Genomic DNA, 15,056 nt, shown 5'->3' on the forward strand with positions numbered 1-15,056 from the left:
TAGATTGAGTCAAAATGGCCAAAATAGCAGAATTGTAATTAGACCTTAATACCGCATCACAACGTGCTCATCACCTAAAAGATTAGTCAAAAGGCCAAGTAACTCATCGCTGGGAATTACCTGCCATTGTGGCGCCAAACTTAACTGCGCCCGAGCATACTCATTGCTGTATGAAAATTGAACCGTACAACGTCCGACATGCGCTTTTAACAAGGCCTGAATGGAGGCTAAAATCCCCTGATGTTCAGGATACAAACGCAATTCAAGACATCGAGCAAATTTGGTGCGTGCAGTTGGAATATCATAAAGATTATTTGCGGTCATTTTCACACCACCATTATAATCATCATGTGCTACTTCACCTTCAATAACCAACATATCTCCAGTTGCCAAGGTAGATCCCACCGATTCAAAAAGTTCGCCAAATACAACAACATCAAGTCGAGCAGTGGAATCATCCATCCCAAGAATTACAAGTTTCTTGCCACGTTTCGTTATAATTTTGCGAATTCCAACGATTTGCGCACAAATAAGGGCTTTTTTATGCATAGATGGATTTAATTGACTGATCGAAACGATAAAATCACCAAATTCACGTCGATATTGGTCGGCGGGATGTCCGGTTAAATAAAACCCCAAAACTTCTCGTTCACCCTCAAGACGTTGTGCCTCAGACCAAGGTTTACAGGGAACATATTTTTGCTCATTGCTCTCGTCCTCCAATAAGGAAAACAAATCAAATTGGCCACTGGACTGATTTTGGTGTTCTTTTTCTGCGACCTTCAATGCTTTTTCCAAAGAAGCGGTCAACATAGCCCGCTCTACACCCCAATCATCAAAGGCTCCACTTTTAATCAGGGCTTCTAATACGCGCCGGTTCACCTTACGCAAATCAAGGCGTTGACAAAAACCAAATAAATCGGAGTAAACCCCACCCGCTTCGCGCTCTTCGGTGATGCAATCTATTGCAGACTCCCCCACTCCTTTTATAGCCCCCAAACCATAAATGATGGTGGTATCATCAGTGACCGTAAAAGGATACATGGAATGATTGATGGAGGGGGGTAAAATAGTTAATTTCATATGAGCACATTCATCAATAAATGTGACTACTTTATCGGTGTTGTCCATATCTGAGGACATTACCGCAGCCATAAATGCGGCCGGATAATGTGCCTTAAGCCATGCTGTTTGATATGCGACCAGTGCATAAGCTGCAGAATGCGACTTATTAAATCCATAGCCTGCAAATTTTTCCATCAAATCAAAAATATGGGTTGCAACCTTTTCATCAACCCCTCTGGCAGTCGCTCCCTCAGTAAAAATCTCGCGCTGTTTCGCCATTTCTTCAGGTTTTTTCTTTCCCATAGCACGACGCAATAAATCTGCAGCGCCCAGAGTATAATTTGCTAATACCTGTGCAATTTGCATTACTTGCTCTTGATACAGGATAACGCCGTATGTTGGTTTTAAAATAGGCTCTAAGTCGGGGTGAGGATAATCAACAGCCGCACGCCCATGCTTACGATCGATAAAATCATCCACCATTCCAGATTGTAGAGGACCTGGTCTAAATAAGGCTACTAACGCAATAATGTCTTCAAAACAATCCGGCTGCAGACGATTAATCAATTCTTTCATACCACGCGATTCGAGCTGAAAAACTGCGGTTGTTTTACACGCTTTTAATAAATCAAAAGTTGCCGCATCATCAGTAGGAATTTGACTGATATCCACTGGAGGCAATCCTTCAAGAGCCTGTTTTTTATTTACAGTCGCCAATGCCCAATCGATAATCGTCAGAGTTCTCAGGCCCAAGAAGTCAAACTTGACTAAACCAGCTGCCTCGACATCATCTTTATCAAACTGACTAACAATTTGAGTGGATCCCTCTTCACAATAAATCGCTGTAAAATCGGTAAGTTGGGAAGGTGCAATAACAACACCTCCAGCATGTTTTCCTGCATTTCGCGTTATCCCCTCAAGCTTTAATGCCAAATCGATAAGCTCTCTAACTTCCTCTTCTTCTGTATAACGACGTTTGAGTTCTTCCTCTTGCTCCAAAGCTTTGTTTAAGGTGATGCCTATCTCAAAAGGAATTAATTTTGCTAATTTATCAACAAAGCCATAAGGATGGCCTAAAACACGCCCTACATCACGTACTACTGCTTTTGCAGCCATAGTACCAAAGGTAATAATTTGTGAAACACTTTGTCTGCCGTACTTCTCTGCTACATAATCAATGACCCGATCACGACCTTCCATGCAAAAATCGATATCAAAGTCAGGCATAGACACCCGCTCTGGATTTAAAAAACGCTCAAAAAGCAATTCGTATTCTAAGGGATCCAAATCGGTAATTTTTAATGCATAAGCAACCAATGAGCCAGCACCCGAACCTCGTCCTGGTCCGACGGGAACTCCATTCTTTTTTGCCCATTGTATGAAGTCGGCTACAATGAGGAAGTAGCCAGCAAATCCCATATTATTGATAACAGTCAGCTCAACCTGCAACCGTTTGTCGTATTCCTCTCGAGCTGCCTGCAGTTCTTGAGAAGATTTGTTTTTAAATATTTGCAGTAGGCGCTCTTCTAGACCTACTTGTGATAAATGGGATAAATAGTTCTCAACGGTAGATCCATCCGGTATTGGGAAATTAGGGAGATAATTGTTACCTAAATCCAATTTTACGGTACATCGTTTACTGATTTCGACCGTATTTTCTATTGCAGAAGGTAAATCAGAAAACAAAGCAATCATTTCATCCGCTGATCGTAAGTACTGCTGCGCACTATACTTTTGTACTCTTCTCGGATCAGCTAATGTAAATCCCTCATGAATGCAAACACGCGCTTCATGAGCCTCAAAATCATCCTGGTCCAGAAAACACACATCATTCGTTGCGACCAAAGGCAATTGCAGTTCATCAGCTAAAGCAATTAATTGCTCATTGTAGCGTATTTCGTCAGGACGGCCTGTGCGTTGAACTTCCAAATAAAAACGATTGGGAAAAAGATTCTGCCAATATAAAGCTCGAGTTTTGGCTAACGCAATATCATTCGCCAATAAGGCTTGACCTATATCCCCCAATCTTCCTCCGGATAAAGCAATAAGTCCTGCTGAGTACTCCTTGATCCACTGATTTTGAACCCTGGGCTGCCCTTGATATTGACCTTCTTGATAGGCTTTAGAAATAAGGCAAGTTAAATTTTTATACCCTTCTGAATTAAGACATAAAAGTACCAGAGACGATACGCGTTCTGGTTGCTCGGGATCATGACAAGGTAAATCACTGCCAATAATCGGTTTGATTCCTGCATCAACAGCACTCTTGTAGTGCTTGACTGCAGCAAATAAATTACAATAATCAGTTACTGCAACAGCGCACATTCCTCGAGACGGTAAAGCCTTCATTAATGGCTTAACCCGTACCAATCCATCAACTAAGGAAAATTCTGTATGAACGCGTAAATGAACAAAACGTTGTTGCATAAGGAACTGAACTCATAAACTTAATTGATGAACTTTAACCTAAATCAGCATTTTTGAAAACCAATATGAGCACTTCAACCCACAACTGTGCTCCTACTCCGTTTATGGAAAAATGCTCTATTTCTTCTTTGTCTCTATCAAATCTGTGATTGGTGCGGGTCAAACGCATCCCTGACTGCATCAGCAAATAAGTTGATTGCCAATACCAACAAAAACATGAAAACAAAAGCAGCCAACATAGGCCACCAAATGACTGGATTACGTGCCAGCTCAAGCCGTGCGCTGTTGATCATATTTCCCCAACTTATGGTCATGGGTGAGACGCCTACTCCCACATAAGAAAGCAATGCCTCAGCCATAACCAAAAAACTAAAATCCAATACAAGGGTAATCACCACGATATGCATCACATTAGGTAATAAATGCTTTCGAATAATAGTGAACCAGCTAGAGCCCAAAGCACGTGCAGCCTGAACATAATCGACCTCCCGTAATTTGAGAGTCTCCGCTCGTAATAGTCTGCATAAACTGGTCCAACTGGTTACTCCAAGAATAAAACAAAGTGCTAATAAACGTGCATCCGCACTTTGAGCCAAAGTGGTAAACTGCTCAGGATGGTTGGTGATATAAACTTGCAGGGATAAAACTGATGCAGTAATCAATAAAACTCCAGGAATGGAACTCAAGGTAGTGTAAGCATACTGAATCAAATCATCTGCCAACCCACCGAAATATCCCGCAACAACCCCTAAAAATAAAGCCAAAGGCAACATAAACAACGTAGTTAATAAACCAATGACTAAACCAGTACGTATGCTTTTAATAGTAAAATAAAAAATATCTTGTCCAATTTGACCTGTACCTAATACATGGAATGTTCTTGAAAGCTCATAAGCAAGCACAATAAAAAATGTAAGCAGGCTCAAAGTCACCAAGGTACTTAGGTTTGTGGGACTTAAAGCAAAATAAGATTTTAATCGTCTGCAGTACCGAATAGATATGGAAAAAACTCCTATAAACAAAGCGGAGAATAGACACCATATTAAAGCATTCCAAATCGAGCTCTTAATGACCTCGCTCTTCTCTGCTTCAGTTTTTATTCGTTTACTCGGATAAACAAGCACTGGGTATATTTGTTTGACTACACCATTCACTAAAGTCGTTTCACTGATAAACTGCCTTAAAGCCAAAGGAGCCGAATAAGTTTTTTCTGAGATTTCATCTATAGGGGCCAAGATTCTATCCAACACCGTAGTTGATGTTTCTGCTTCTTTTTTTACTGCCGTCAAATGAATGGAGTCCAGTACGCCAATGGTAATAAAAAACAACAGGATGATGCCGGCGCTTACCGCAATTGGACGACGGAAAATTAAGCTAAAAGAGCGCCTGATATGTTGTTTACGCAGGCTCCATAAAATAACCAGCACACTTAAGGTTAATAAAGTGAGAAAACATTTATCAGTCCATAGAAACTCAAAAGTCATTTTTTCTTCTCATCCAATCTTATCACTCTCACCAAAGTAGCCTGGGCGCAGCACAGCGTTAGTGCCATTAAGTTAAAGCCCCCCCTCTCCCATTACTGGGAGAGGGGCAGGGGTGATGCTCATTATAACCCTCATCCGCCCTGAAGGGCATCTTCTCCCCTGTGGGGAGAAGGGAAATCCTTTAATAACAATCCCGCTTCACTCGGTTTCTTTTAGGATAATTTCACCCTCGGATCGACCAGCATGTAAGATAAATCCGTGAGTACTAAACCGACAATGTAAAGAATTGAACCCAAAAATACCATTGCCCTCACAATTGCAAAATCTTGTTGTTGAATGGCATCAATTGTATAACTTCCCAAGCCTGGCACGCCAAAAAAAGACTCCAAGATTAAACTACCCATGAACAGAGAAGGAATAATTACCACAATACCAGTTAATATAGGAAGCATTGCATTTTTCAATACATGTTTGAACATGACCTTTTGTTCTGACAATCCCTTGGCTCTGGCAGTTTTCACATAATCTTTATGCATTTCTTCCAAAAATAAAGTCCGATACCAGCGTGCACCAGCTCCCAATCCGCTAAGCACAGCCACGGTAATAGGCAAAATAACGAATTTCACCGCTTCAAAACCGCCGTCATAACCTGATATGGGAACGAGACGTAATAGTTTACCGAATATATATTGTCCCCCAATAATATAAAACAAGCTGGAAATTGACATTAAAATAATACAAATCACCACACCGGATAAATCCAGATAACTTGCACGAAAAAATGCCATTGCCATAGCAACAATGATGTTGCTTATGACTTCCAAAAGTAAAACAGGTAAAGCAATAGAAAGACTAGGCCACATCCTGTAAGTAATATCCTCGCTAATATCTCGTCCAGAATCAGACACACCAAAATTAAAAGTAAAAAGTTTCATCGACTTTTGAAAAAATAAAGTTGATTTTATTCTCTGTATTCCATTTTTTTCTTCATTATAAAATAAGGGAAAATTATAGCCATGCGCTATTTTCCAATCATCGATCACTTGTTGTTCAACGTGTTTTTGCCCCAGATGCATACGTGCAATATCATCGGGTGTGTTCACCATAAAAAACAAAATAAAGGTAAGAACATTGATCCCAAAAAGAATAGGAATTGAATAAATAATTCGTCGTAGCAAGTACTTCATCATGATATATAAGCCCTTTCTGCCGGTTTTTTTTCTTTCTTGTGATAAGCAATGATTAAAGGAAAAATCAGCATGAGAATAAGTAAAAACAACAACCCTAATGGCCAAAAAATCGGTTGATTCCAGGCCTGCCTCAATTGATTTCGCTCAGGCACATTGATCGCTGTATATTTGAGTGTTGCAAAAGACATTGTGTTGGGTTTAACCCGTGAAACCCAAGACTGTGATAAAAGAAATTCTTCTGGGTGTATTCCCCATATCCAGGGAGCGTCATGCCGAACAATATGAACCATGGTATCGATAATCTGCTGCCTTTGGGGATCATTTTCTCTATTTTTCATTAAATTAAAGAGACGATCAAATTCGGGATTTTGATAATTGGCAGTATTCTCACCACCAAATTTTACTTTGCCATTGCCTCCATATAATTGAAATAAAAAATTTTCTGGATCCGGGTAATCTGCTACCCACCCCCAACTGAAAATTTGCGTATCTCCCGTACGCATTTTTTCTTGAAAACGGTTATATAAAGTTGCCCGTACATTTAAATCGATTCCTATTTGAGCATATTGTTTGCGCATCCAATCAAATAAGGCTTTGTCTTCAGGACCTCCGGTTGTCGTCACATCATAATGCAAAATCAAATGTTTCCCTGTGGCTGGATCAACTCCATCGGGATATCCCGCTTCAGACATAAGCTTTTTGGCATCATTGATTGGCCGTCGCACAGCTTCACCATCGACCCATTGATAGACATAAGGATTGATTCCCTCCTTCCCTTCTCTATAACCAAAAATGCCAGGTGGGATTGGCCCTTGGGCGGCCACACCGCGTCCATTATAAAAAATAGCTATATTCTCATCATAATTTACCGCGATTGAAATGGCCTGTCTCAACTTGCGCGCACGTTCACTCGAGCCTCCAACAACACTATCGAGCATATTAAAACCCATATAGTAAGTGCTCGGTTGAAAGGTTTGCGTGAGGTATATTTGTTTTTTTTGCATTTCTGGTGTGAGTTCTGCTTTACCGTATTGATTGATATGAATGGCTTGATCAAAACTGTCGTTACCAATTGCAGAAGTATCATAATAGCCTTGCAAAAACTTGTTCCAGCGGGGAATGGACTCTTTTTCCAAGGTATAAATTGCTTTTTCAATTAACGGCAACCGCTTTCCTGCATTATCCAAATACCCTAATTTCCTATCTTCATCTGAGCCGTTACTTGGATAATAATCCTCACGAAAATTGGGATTTTTTTGCAGCACCATTCTGCGATTCGGATTATTTTTAACCAACATAAACGGTCCCGTTCCCACGGGATACCAACCCAAGGTAATGTTTTTATCCGCCATTCCGGGTTGAGCGTAAAAAAGATCAACTTCCCATGGAACAGGTGCAAAAAAACTCATAGCCAACCAAAATAAAAATTGGGTATATTCCCCTTTCAAAGTAATCTCAAAGGAATAATCATCCAGTTTCTTAAGCCCTTGCAAAGGATATTCCCGTAAATCAATATACTGATTACCACCAGGAAGCGTTTTGCCGTATTCTTTAAAACCTACGATATAGTCGCTCATTAACCCATAAATTGATGAACTGACAGCAGGATTTGCCAAACGTTTTATTTGATAAATGTAATCGTCAACAATCAATTCCCGGGTACCCGTATATTTAAAATCTGATAATTGATTAATACCTTCATCCTCTAAATAATCAGGTGATAAATGATGATAAAGGTATGCACCTTTCTTATCTTTGGCGAAAGCCGGATGGGGCTGATAATAAATTCCTTTCTTAATGGTGAGGGTATAAACAGTATAGGCCGGGGGTTCCTGGCCCTTTTCTGACATTGTATTTCCTTGAGCATCAAGATATCGCAGCTGAGGCATTTGCGCAGCAATCAATGGAGTTAATTGATAGGGCCGTTGAAAATAATCATATCCCAACAGAGGCTCATAAATTTGCGCAATAAACAAATACTCGTTTAATGAATAAGACAGTGCCGGATCGAGAGTCTTGGGTTGTTCCGAAAATGATGAATAATAAATATTTTGATTGGCTTGACTTTGAGGATATGGATTATTCAATACCCAAGGCCAAGCATGAGCGATACTAACACTCTTAAAAAAAAGAATAATCAGAACGATTCGTTGTATTCGATTCAAAAAAACATCCTTATTCAAAACCATCCTCTAAGGCAAAACCATTCCCTCATCCGCCCTAACGGGCACCTACTCCCCTCATGGGGAGAAGGGAACTTTTTCATAAACTCAGCATCTTAATATCCCCTCTCCCACCTGTGGGAGAGGGGTAGGGGTGAGGGTCATTGTGACTCCCCCCTTTACTAACTCTCAGGTGAAATTTCTAGCCGCCGATCAGTTCAAGAAACTGTGCCTCATCCAAGACTGGAACACCCAAATCATTTGCTTTATCCAATTTAGATCCGGCTTCACTTCCAGCAACCACATAATCTGTTTTTGCTGAGACACTGCCGCTGACTTTAGCCCCTAGAGCCAGCAATTTTGCTTTCGCTTCTTCGCGGCCCATGGTATTCAAAGTCCCAGTTAAAACGACTGTTTTTGCAAATAAAGGGTGCTCCTTGTTCACTTTCTTTTTTTCAACTTTTGGCCAATGTATTCCCAAAGCAATGAGTCGTTCAATCACTTGGCGATTGTGCTCTTGTGCAAAAAAATGATCGACATTAAAAGCACCTACAGGCCCCATATCCGGCAAACTCATCAGCTCCTCTTCGCTTGCTTGGGAAATCGCCTCGATATCACCGAAATGCTCTGCCAACGTGCGGGCGCTGGACTCGCCAATCTCGGGAATTCCAAGAGCATAAAGAAAACGGCTGAATGTGGTATTTTTGCTTTTTTCTAAAGCAAGCAGTAAATTTTTTGCTGATTTTTCTCCCATACGGGGAAGGTTTGCCAAAGTAGAAACATCCAACGTATAAAGATCTGGTAGATGACGAACAACTCCTTCATCAACCAACTGCTCGATAAGCACTGATCCTAAGCCCTCAATATACATCGCCTTACGTGAAGCAAAATGCCACATCATTCTTTTGAGTTGTGCTTTGCAAAATAAACCACCCACACAACGCGCAACGGCCTCCCCTTCCTCACGCACTACATCAGAACCACAAACAGGACATTTTTTAGGTAAATGAATCTCCTTGGTGTTCGCAGGACGTTGGTCCAGAACAACTGAAACCACCTCAGGGATGACATCACCCGCACGTCGAATAATCACTTTATCGCCAATACGGATGTCTTTTCTGGCAATTTCATCCATATTGTGCAACGTTGCATTACTCACTGTAACTCCTGCCACATTAACCGGTGCCAAGCGTGCCACTGGAGTTAAAGCCCCTGTTCTTCCTACCTGAAAATCAACTGCTAAAAGTTCTGTGATCTCTTCAGTGGCAGGGAATTTATGCGCGCAGGCAAAACGTGGTGCTCTTGAAATAAAACCAAGTTGTTGTTGTAAAGGAATACTGTCAACCTTGTAAACAACACCGTCTATCTCAAAAGGGAGTTGATCCCGTCTCGCTAACATATCATGGTAATAATCCAAACACCCTTTCATGCCCTCTTCTCGCTTAATATCAGAAGACACTCTAAAACCAAATTTCTTAAGAAGTTGCAATTGCTCCCAATGCGTGTCGGGCAAAGAATACCCTTCGCAAACTCCGACACCATAGCAATAAATGGCCAAAGGCCTACTTGCAGTCACTGCAGGGTTCAGTTGTCGTAAACTCCCTGCTGCTGCATTGCGTGGATTAGCAAACGTTTTTTCGCCCAGATCCCTTGCTTTTTTGTTGTACTCTTCAAACCCCTCTTTTGGCATATATACTTCGCCACGAATTTCGATAAAACGTGGTGGTTTGCTTGCTCTTAAAACTAAGGGAATTGCGGGTATTGTTTTAATATTGGCAGTAATGTTTTCACCGGTGGTTCCGTCACCACGAGTTGCTGCAGAGACTAATATCCCATTCTCATAGGTCAGATTAACTGCAAGTCCATCCAGCTTAGGTTCGCAAGTAAATACCAATTGTTGCACCGGCTCATCCAGTTTGTCCGTAACTCGTTTAATAAATGCTTTCAATTCGTCTTCAGTAAAGACGTTCGATAAGGATAACATCGGTTGTCTATGGGTTACTGGCATAAATGCATCTGCAGGGGTACCACTAACACGTTGGGTTGGTGAATCTGCCGTTAATAATTCAGGATACTTCGTTTCTAAATCTTGTAAGGCGCGAAAACAGCGGTCGTATTCAGCATCAGGAACTACAGGCTCATCCAAAACATAATAATGATAATCATACTGCCTTATTTTTTCCTTTAGCCCAGCAATGGTTCCTTTTATTTCATCAATACTCATTCATTTCATCCGTATATTCTCAAACCAAAGGACTCATTGCATTTTAAAGATGCCTGGTAGCCCAGATGCGGCAGCGCCCCTGCCCTGCGGAGCATCACGAAGGGTGTTCTTATCGTAGCATGGTGCTACGTTTTAAAGAGCCCTCTCGATGCTCAGTAACGAGATTTTTCGTGGCGACGCCTTCACCTTGGCTACGATAACATATTCATCCCCTTATAGGGGGAAGCAATTATCCTAAAACATTAGTTTATCATTAAAAAATATGCTATAGATACATGTCGATTCAACATGAACCGGGGCGTGATAAAAATGGATTTTAAACGTATCTTGATAACTGTGTTTTTGTTTTTATTCTCTTCATGGATTTATGCTCTCCCTCAGTCTAATAAAACCATCAATTTAGGCGTTGCATTTGTGCATGGCACAAATGATCACCGTGAAGATGCAGATGGAGAGTATTGGAAAACTGATTTCATTGAAAGTATCGCTCAAGCACTTCCTAATCCTAAAAACTACTATGTTGTCCACTGTGATTACAGTAAATACATGTGGGATGAAGATGCCGCAGGATGTACTGCAAATCAATTATTGGATTTTATAGATCATAAAAAAATTGATGCTTTAATTCTCTACACTCATTCCAATGGTGGAAATGTAATGCGTTGGATCCTATCGAATCCAACTTATGACAGTCGGTACCTGCGATTACAAAACAAAATCAAAAAAATTGTCGCTCTAGCGCCTTCAAGTGGAGGAACTCCGCTTGCTGACATACTCCTCAATGGAGGTATTTTTGAGGCCAGTTTGAGCTGGTTATTAGGTTATACGGGAGATGCGGTCAAACAACAACGTGTTGGTGACATGAGCATCTATAATGAAGAGCTTTTATTGGGCACAAAAAATCGACCTTCCCTGCCCGTATCGTTTAATGCAGTTGTAGGGACTGACGTATCTGCCTCACCTTTTTCTTCAGCCAGTTATTGTAACGGTTATTTGCTCAACAGCGGTTTAAAGATTTCCAAAGTCTATTTAGATTCCTGTGCGGATGGTTTTTTAAATTGCAGTTCACAATCCGCTGCGGGCACTGTTTGGTTTTACGATAAGGAAGTAACAGAAGATGAGACTCCACTGAGTCACAATCAAAGCCGTCATTCATGTTTTGGGTTAGATAAGATACTAATTTCTGCTTTAGATTTAAAAGGAGTCGCGAAATGAGAACTACACTTACCTTATTGTCTTTATTTTGTTGCTCACAAATCAGCGCATTTACCCTACCACAAAATCCTATCAAATCTTATGATTGTGATATTTGCAGTAGTTTATCTCATGAACCCCTGCAGGCTCGTTGGAAGGTTTCCGGAAATTCTTTAAGTAAAGCTGAAAAGAATATTCACAAAAGTTACAGTTACACGCAACAAATAACTGCCACTCAATTGCAACATGGCATTACCCTGCCCATTAATGCGCCAGAGGCAGTGCTGCGTATTGTCCCTTTACAAAAAAACAAATCCGTTCCTGCATTAGAAATAAAAAGTACCAACAGTAAATTCATGAACTTAAAAGATGCTTCTTCTTTGTACAGCCAGGATGATGCAATCGACGAATCACTTAAAATAGGTTCACATCAGACCATGCTGCAACTCAAACCCGAATTAGGCACGGGTAATTTCATAATCAAAAGTAAGCACCTTGATCCTGCAAGTGATGCAGATCAGTATCTAATTCATGTTTTTGAAAAGTACTCCTTAATTCATTTGCTTATCGAGCCTTCCGCTTTGCAATATCAATATGGAGATCAATTCAATGCACTTATTACCCTAAAAGATAATAGCACGTCCTATCCAGTGGATGATATCAACGCCTCATTGGTAGGTCCTGATAACCAGAACATTCCTCTCGAAATCAAAGAGGTAAAGCGTAATCAATTTAAGGCCAATGCCCTTTTGTCCTCTGATGAAAACTCACATGGAGGAAATTGGTACATAGAAGTTGAGGTATCGGGGGAACTGGATGACAATACCCCGACTTATCGCAGTGGACGTGCCGCTTTTTCCTATTCAGTCCCGTCTGCAGGCCTCGTGAACATCAAAAAAGTATCTTCGAAACCACTAACCTTGGCAGCTACTGTAGAGGTAGCTACTGCAAGTCGCTATGCGTTACAAGGTATTTTATATAAGAAAAACACTAAAGGTGAGGAAATCCCAGTCGAAACTTCCCAAAGTGCACAATGGCTTGCGCCAGGAAAGCAAACAATTAAATTTAGTTTTGACAATTCGGCTCATTTAGCAGAGGATCAGCTCTCAATAGGTTACTTGCGTCTTATTGATTACGGGCAATTAAAAACGGTTTATCAATATGATCCGCCGATTAAACTCAGTCAACTTTTGGACTAATGAATGCAATTTTTATCTTCAATCACTTTAATTGAGGGCTTGGCGTGTGCTTTAGCCCTTCAATTTCTATTTTTAATTTGGTTTTTGATACAACAAAATCAGCAAAAAAAACGGAATGAGCAGTTACACGAAAAGACTCTTGACGCATTTACTACACAATTGCATCAACTCCATTTGAATGTTAATGAGAAAATAGCTCAAGGACAATTAATAACGCAACAAATCATCCATGATACCGTACCCAAACAAATGACTGACGTACGCGAACAAATCAACCATAGCTTTAAACAACATGCCAGTGCACTCACCTCTCATTTACAGTTGCTAACCGAAGAGATTCGCAATCATCTGCATGGCTTAACGCAACAAGTGAATCATAAATTAACGGAAGGTTTTGAAAAAACTTCCGCAACCTTTATCGATGTGGTAAAACGCTTGACCATCATTGATGAGGCTCAAAAGAAAATCACTGAATTATCGAATCATGTAGTCAGCCTGCAAGATGTTTTGGTTGATAAAAAAGCACGTGGCGCATTTGGTGAGGTACAGCTCGAAACCTTAATTAGTAACATGATTCCCCCCAATCATTTTGCAATGCAATATACACTGGACAATCAAAAACGTGCCGATTGCATATTATTCTTGCCTGAGCCTACGGGCAATGTAGTGATTGATGCCAAGTTTCCGCTAGAAACCTACCAGCGGCTTATCAATGTGGATGCCGGTTCAAGTGAAAAAAAATCACTGCAACAACAATTTCGTCAAGACATCCAAAAACATATTAAGGACATTGCTGAAAAATACATCGTTCCTGGCGAAACAACTGATGGCGCCATGATGTTTATTCCTGCAGAATCCATCTTTGCAGAAATTCATGCCAATTATCCAGATTTGATTTCGCTGTCCCAAAGATTAAAAGTATGGCTTGTTTCCCCCAGTACATTAATGGCCGTCCTAACTACTGCAAAGGCAGTGCTTAAAGACGATGCCACTCGCAAACAAGTTCATATCATTCAAAAACACTTACAAGCTCTGGCCGATGATTTCCAACGGTTTGAAAAAAGAATGGATAACCTTTCGAGACATATTGACCAAGCCCATAAGGATGTCAGTGAGGTGAATACTTCCGCTAAAAAAATTACTTCACGCTTCCAAAAAATTGAATCGGTAGATATAGAGTTAGATGAGTTAGGACTTATTGAAACCGATGAGGCCTGATGTTGGATGCCATATCTTGGACAATTTTTAGCCTTGGTGAAGTACAGCGGAACTTCGCACATCGCGAGGATAAACGCAACATCGCGCGCAATGAACCGTGTGCTGCTCAGAGAGCACTCGCTGCCCTCCGCCCTCCGATGATGGACAGTTCAAAGAGAAAATTGAATGACATTCCCATTTAATGAAAGTACGTACATCAATCAAACGTTCACACAATTAAGCATTGAAAAAGAACGAATTGAGCGCCTCGACTTTGAAAATTGCCAATTTAAAGAATGCAAATTCATCGACATGATATTCAGCCATACAAAATTCACTGAATGTGATTTTGAATCCTGCGATCTTTCTTTAGCAAAATTCCCAGGCTGCAAATTTTCTGAGGTCGCCTTTAAAAATTCAAAAATTATTGGAATCAACTGGACTGAATTATGTTGGCCTTTGGTCAAGCTGACAAGTCCCCTCTATTTTTATAACAGCAACTTAAGCCACTCCAGTTTTTATGGATTAGAACTCTCAAATTTAATTATTGAAGAATGTAAAGCCCATGACATTGATTTTAGAGAGGCCAATCTAAGTTATGCAAGTTTTGTGAACACCGACTTGCTGAACAGTCTGTTTCTTCATACCAATCTAAGCGCTGCAGATTTCACGAATGCCATCAACTACACAATTGACCCGAGTGAAAATAAAATCAAAAAAGCACGTTTTTCTTTTCCTGACGTCGTCGCTTTGTTACATCATTTCGATATAAAAATTAATGACTGGACCGAGTTTGATGGCTAGAACTTATTTTTAAAATAGCCTTGCTCCAAGAACCAATAAATTTTACTTACCTGTTCCAACTGCTAAAAAAAATAACTTATAATGATTATAAGATGTTTATAAAGCACCCT

At 40.5% G+C, this 15,056-nt stretch carries 9 protein-coding genes; 4 read left to right on the forward strand and 5 right to left on the reverse strand.

Annotation, left to right across the window (positions count from 1 at the left end):
* Positions 1–45: 45 nt before the first annotated feature.
* From dnaE to ligA, 5 genes are all read right to left on the reverse strand, one after another.
* The gene (gene dnaE, locus OQJ13_RS02755) at positions 46–3,492 is read right to left on the reverse strand and encodes a DNA polymerase III subunit alpha (RefSeq protein WP_265709028.1); all 3,447 of its coding nucleotides are present in this window, start codon (positions 3,490–3,492) and stop codon (positions 46–48) included.
* 137 nt (positions 3,493–3,629) lie between these two features.
* Positions 3,630–4,976: an ABC transporter permease gene (locus OQJ13_RS02760; protein ID WP_265709030.1), complete on the reverse strand. Its 1,347-nt coding sequence runs from the start codon at positions 4,974–4,976 to the stop codon at positions 3,630–3,632.
* A 212-nt stretch (positions 4,977–5,188) separates the two neighbouring features.
* Positions 5,189–6,166, reverse strand: coding sequence for an ABC transporter permease (locus tag OQJ13_RS02765; protein ID WP_265709032.1), 978 nt, complete (start codon positions 6,164–6,166; stop codon positions 5,189–5,191).
* Positions 6,163–8,313, reverse strand: coding sequence for an ABC transporter substrate-binding protein (locus OQJ13_RS02770; RefSeq protein WP_416209918.1), 2,151 nt, complete (start codon positions 8,311–8,313; stop codon positions 6,163–6,165). The genes OQJ13_RS02765 and OQJ13_RS02770 overlap by 4 nt, the downstream gene beginning before the upstream one ends.
* A gap of 217 nt (positions 8,314–8,530) precedes the next feature.
* Positions 8,531–10,552, reverse strand: coding sequence for an NAD-dependent DNA ligase LigA (gene ligA / locus OQJ13_RS02775; protein WP_265709035.1), 2,022 nt, complete (start codon positions 10,550–10,552; stop codon positions 8,531–8,533).
* A 309-nt stretch (positions 10,553–10,861) separates the two neighbouring features.
* Between ligA and OQJ13_RS02780 the strand changes: the two genes are divergently transcribed.
* The 4 genes from OQJ13_RS02780 to OQJ13_RS02795 all read left to right on the forward strand — a co-directional run bounded on the left by OQJ13_RS02780 (position 10,862) and on the right by OQJ13_RS02795 (position 14,946).
* The gene (locus OQJ13_RS02780; protein WP_265709036.1) at positions 10,862–11,767 is read left to right on the forward strand and encodes a hypothetical protein; all 906 of its coding nucleotides are present in this window, start codon (positions 10,862–10,864) and stop codon (positions 11,765–11,767) included.
* Positions 11,764–12,945, forward strand: a complete 1,182-nt coding sequence (locus OQJ13_RS02785) for a DUF4785 domain-containing protein (protein ID WP_265709038.1) — start codon at positions 11,764–11,766, stop codon at positions 12,943–12,945. The genes OQJ13_RS02780 and OQJ13_RS02785 overlap by 4 nt, the downstream gene beginning before the upstream one ends.
* Before the next feature lie 3 nt (positions 12,946–12,948).
* Entirely contained in the window at positions 12,949–14,163 is a 1,215-nt protein-coding gene (locus OQJ13_RS02790; RefSeq protein ID WP_265709040.1) for a DNA recombination protein RmuC, read from the forward strand.
* A 165-nt stretch (positions 14,164–14,328) separates the two neighbouring features.
* Positions 14,329–14,946 (forward strand): pentapeptide repeat-containing protein, encoded by a 618-nt coding sequence (locus OQJ13_RS02795; protein ID WP_265709041.1) that lies wholly within the window; start codon positions 14,329–14,331, stop codon positions 14,944–14,946.
* The last annotated feature ends 110 nt before the right edge of the window (positions 14,947–15,056 follow it).

Origin of the sequence: Legionella sp. PATHC035 (genome assembly GCF_026191115.1) — a bacterium.
Taxonomy (GTDB): domain Bacteria; phylum Pseudomonadota; class Gammaproteobacteria; order Legionellales; family Legionellaceae; genus Legionella.

Excerpts from the sequence above, each read along its gene's own strand:
- dnaE (WP_265709028.1), bottom strand. The coding sequence starts at position 3,492 with ATGCAACAACGTTTTGTTCATTTACGCGTTCATACAGAATTTTCCTTA.
- OQJ13_RS02760 (WP_265709030.1), bottom strand. The coding sequence starts at position 4,976 with ATGACTTTTGAGTTTCTATGGACTGATAAATGTTTTCTCACTTTATTA.
- OQJ13_RS02765 (WP_265709032.1), bottom strand. The coding sequence starts at position 6,166 with ATGATGAAGTACTTGCTACGACGAATTATTTATTCAATTCCTATTCTT.
- ligA (WP_265709035.1), bottom strand. The coding sequence starts at position 10,552 with ATGAGTATTGATGAAATAAAAGGAACCATTGCTGGGCTAAAGGAAAAA.
- OQJ13_RS02780 (WP_265709036.1), top strand. The coding sequence starts at position 10,862 with ATGGATTTTAAACGTATCTTGATAACTGTGTTTTTGTTTTTATTCTCT.
- OQJ13_RS02785 (WP_265709038.1), top strand. The coding sequence starts at position 11,764 with ATGAGAACTACACTTACCTTATTGTCTTTATTTTGTTGCTCACAAATC.
- OQJ13_RS02790 (WP_265709040.1), top strand. The coding sequence starts at position 12,949 with ATGCAATTTTTATCTTCAATCACTTTAATTGAGGGCTTGGCGTGTGCT.
- OQJ13_RS02795 (WP_265709041.1), top strand. The coding sequence starts at position 14,329 with ATGACATTCCCATTTAATGAAAGTACGTACATCAATCAAACGTTCACA.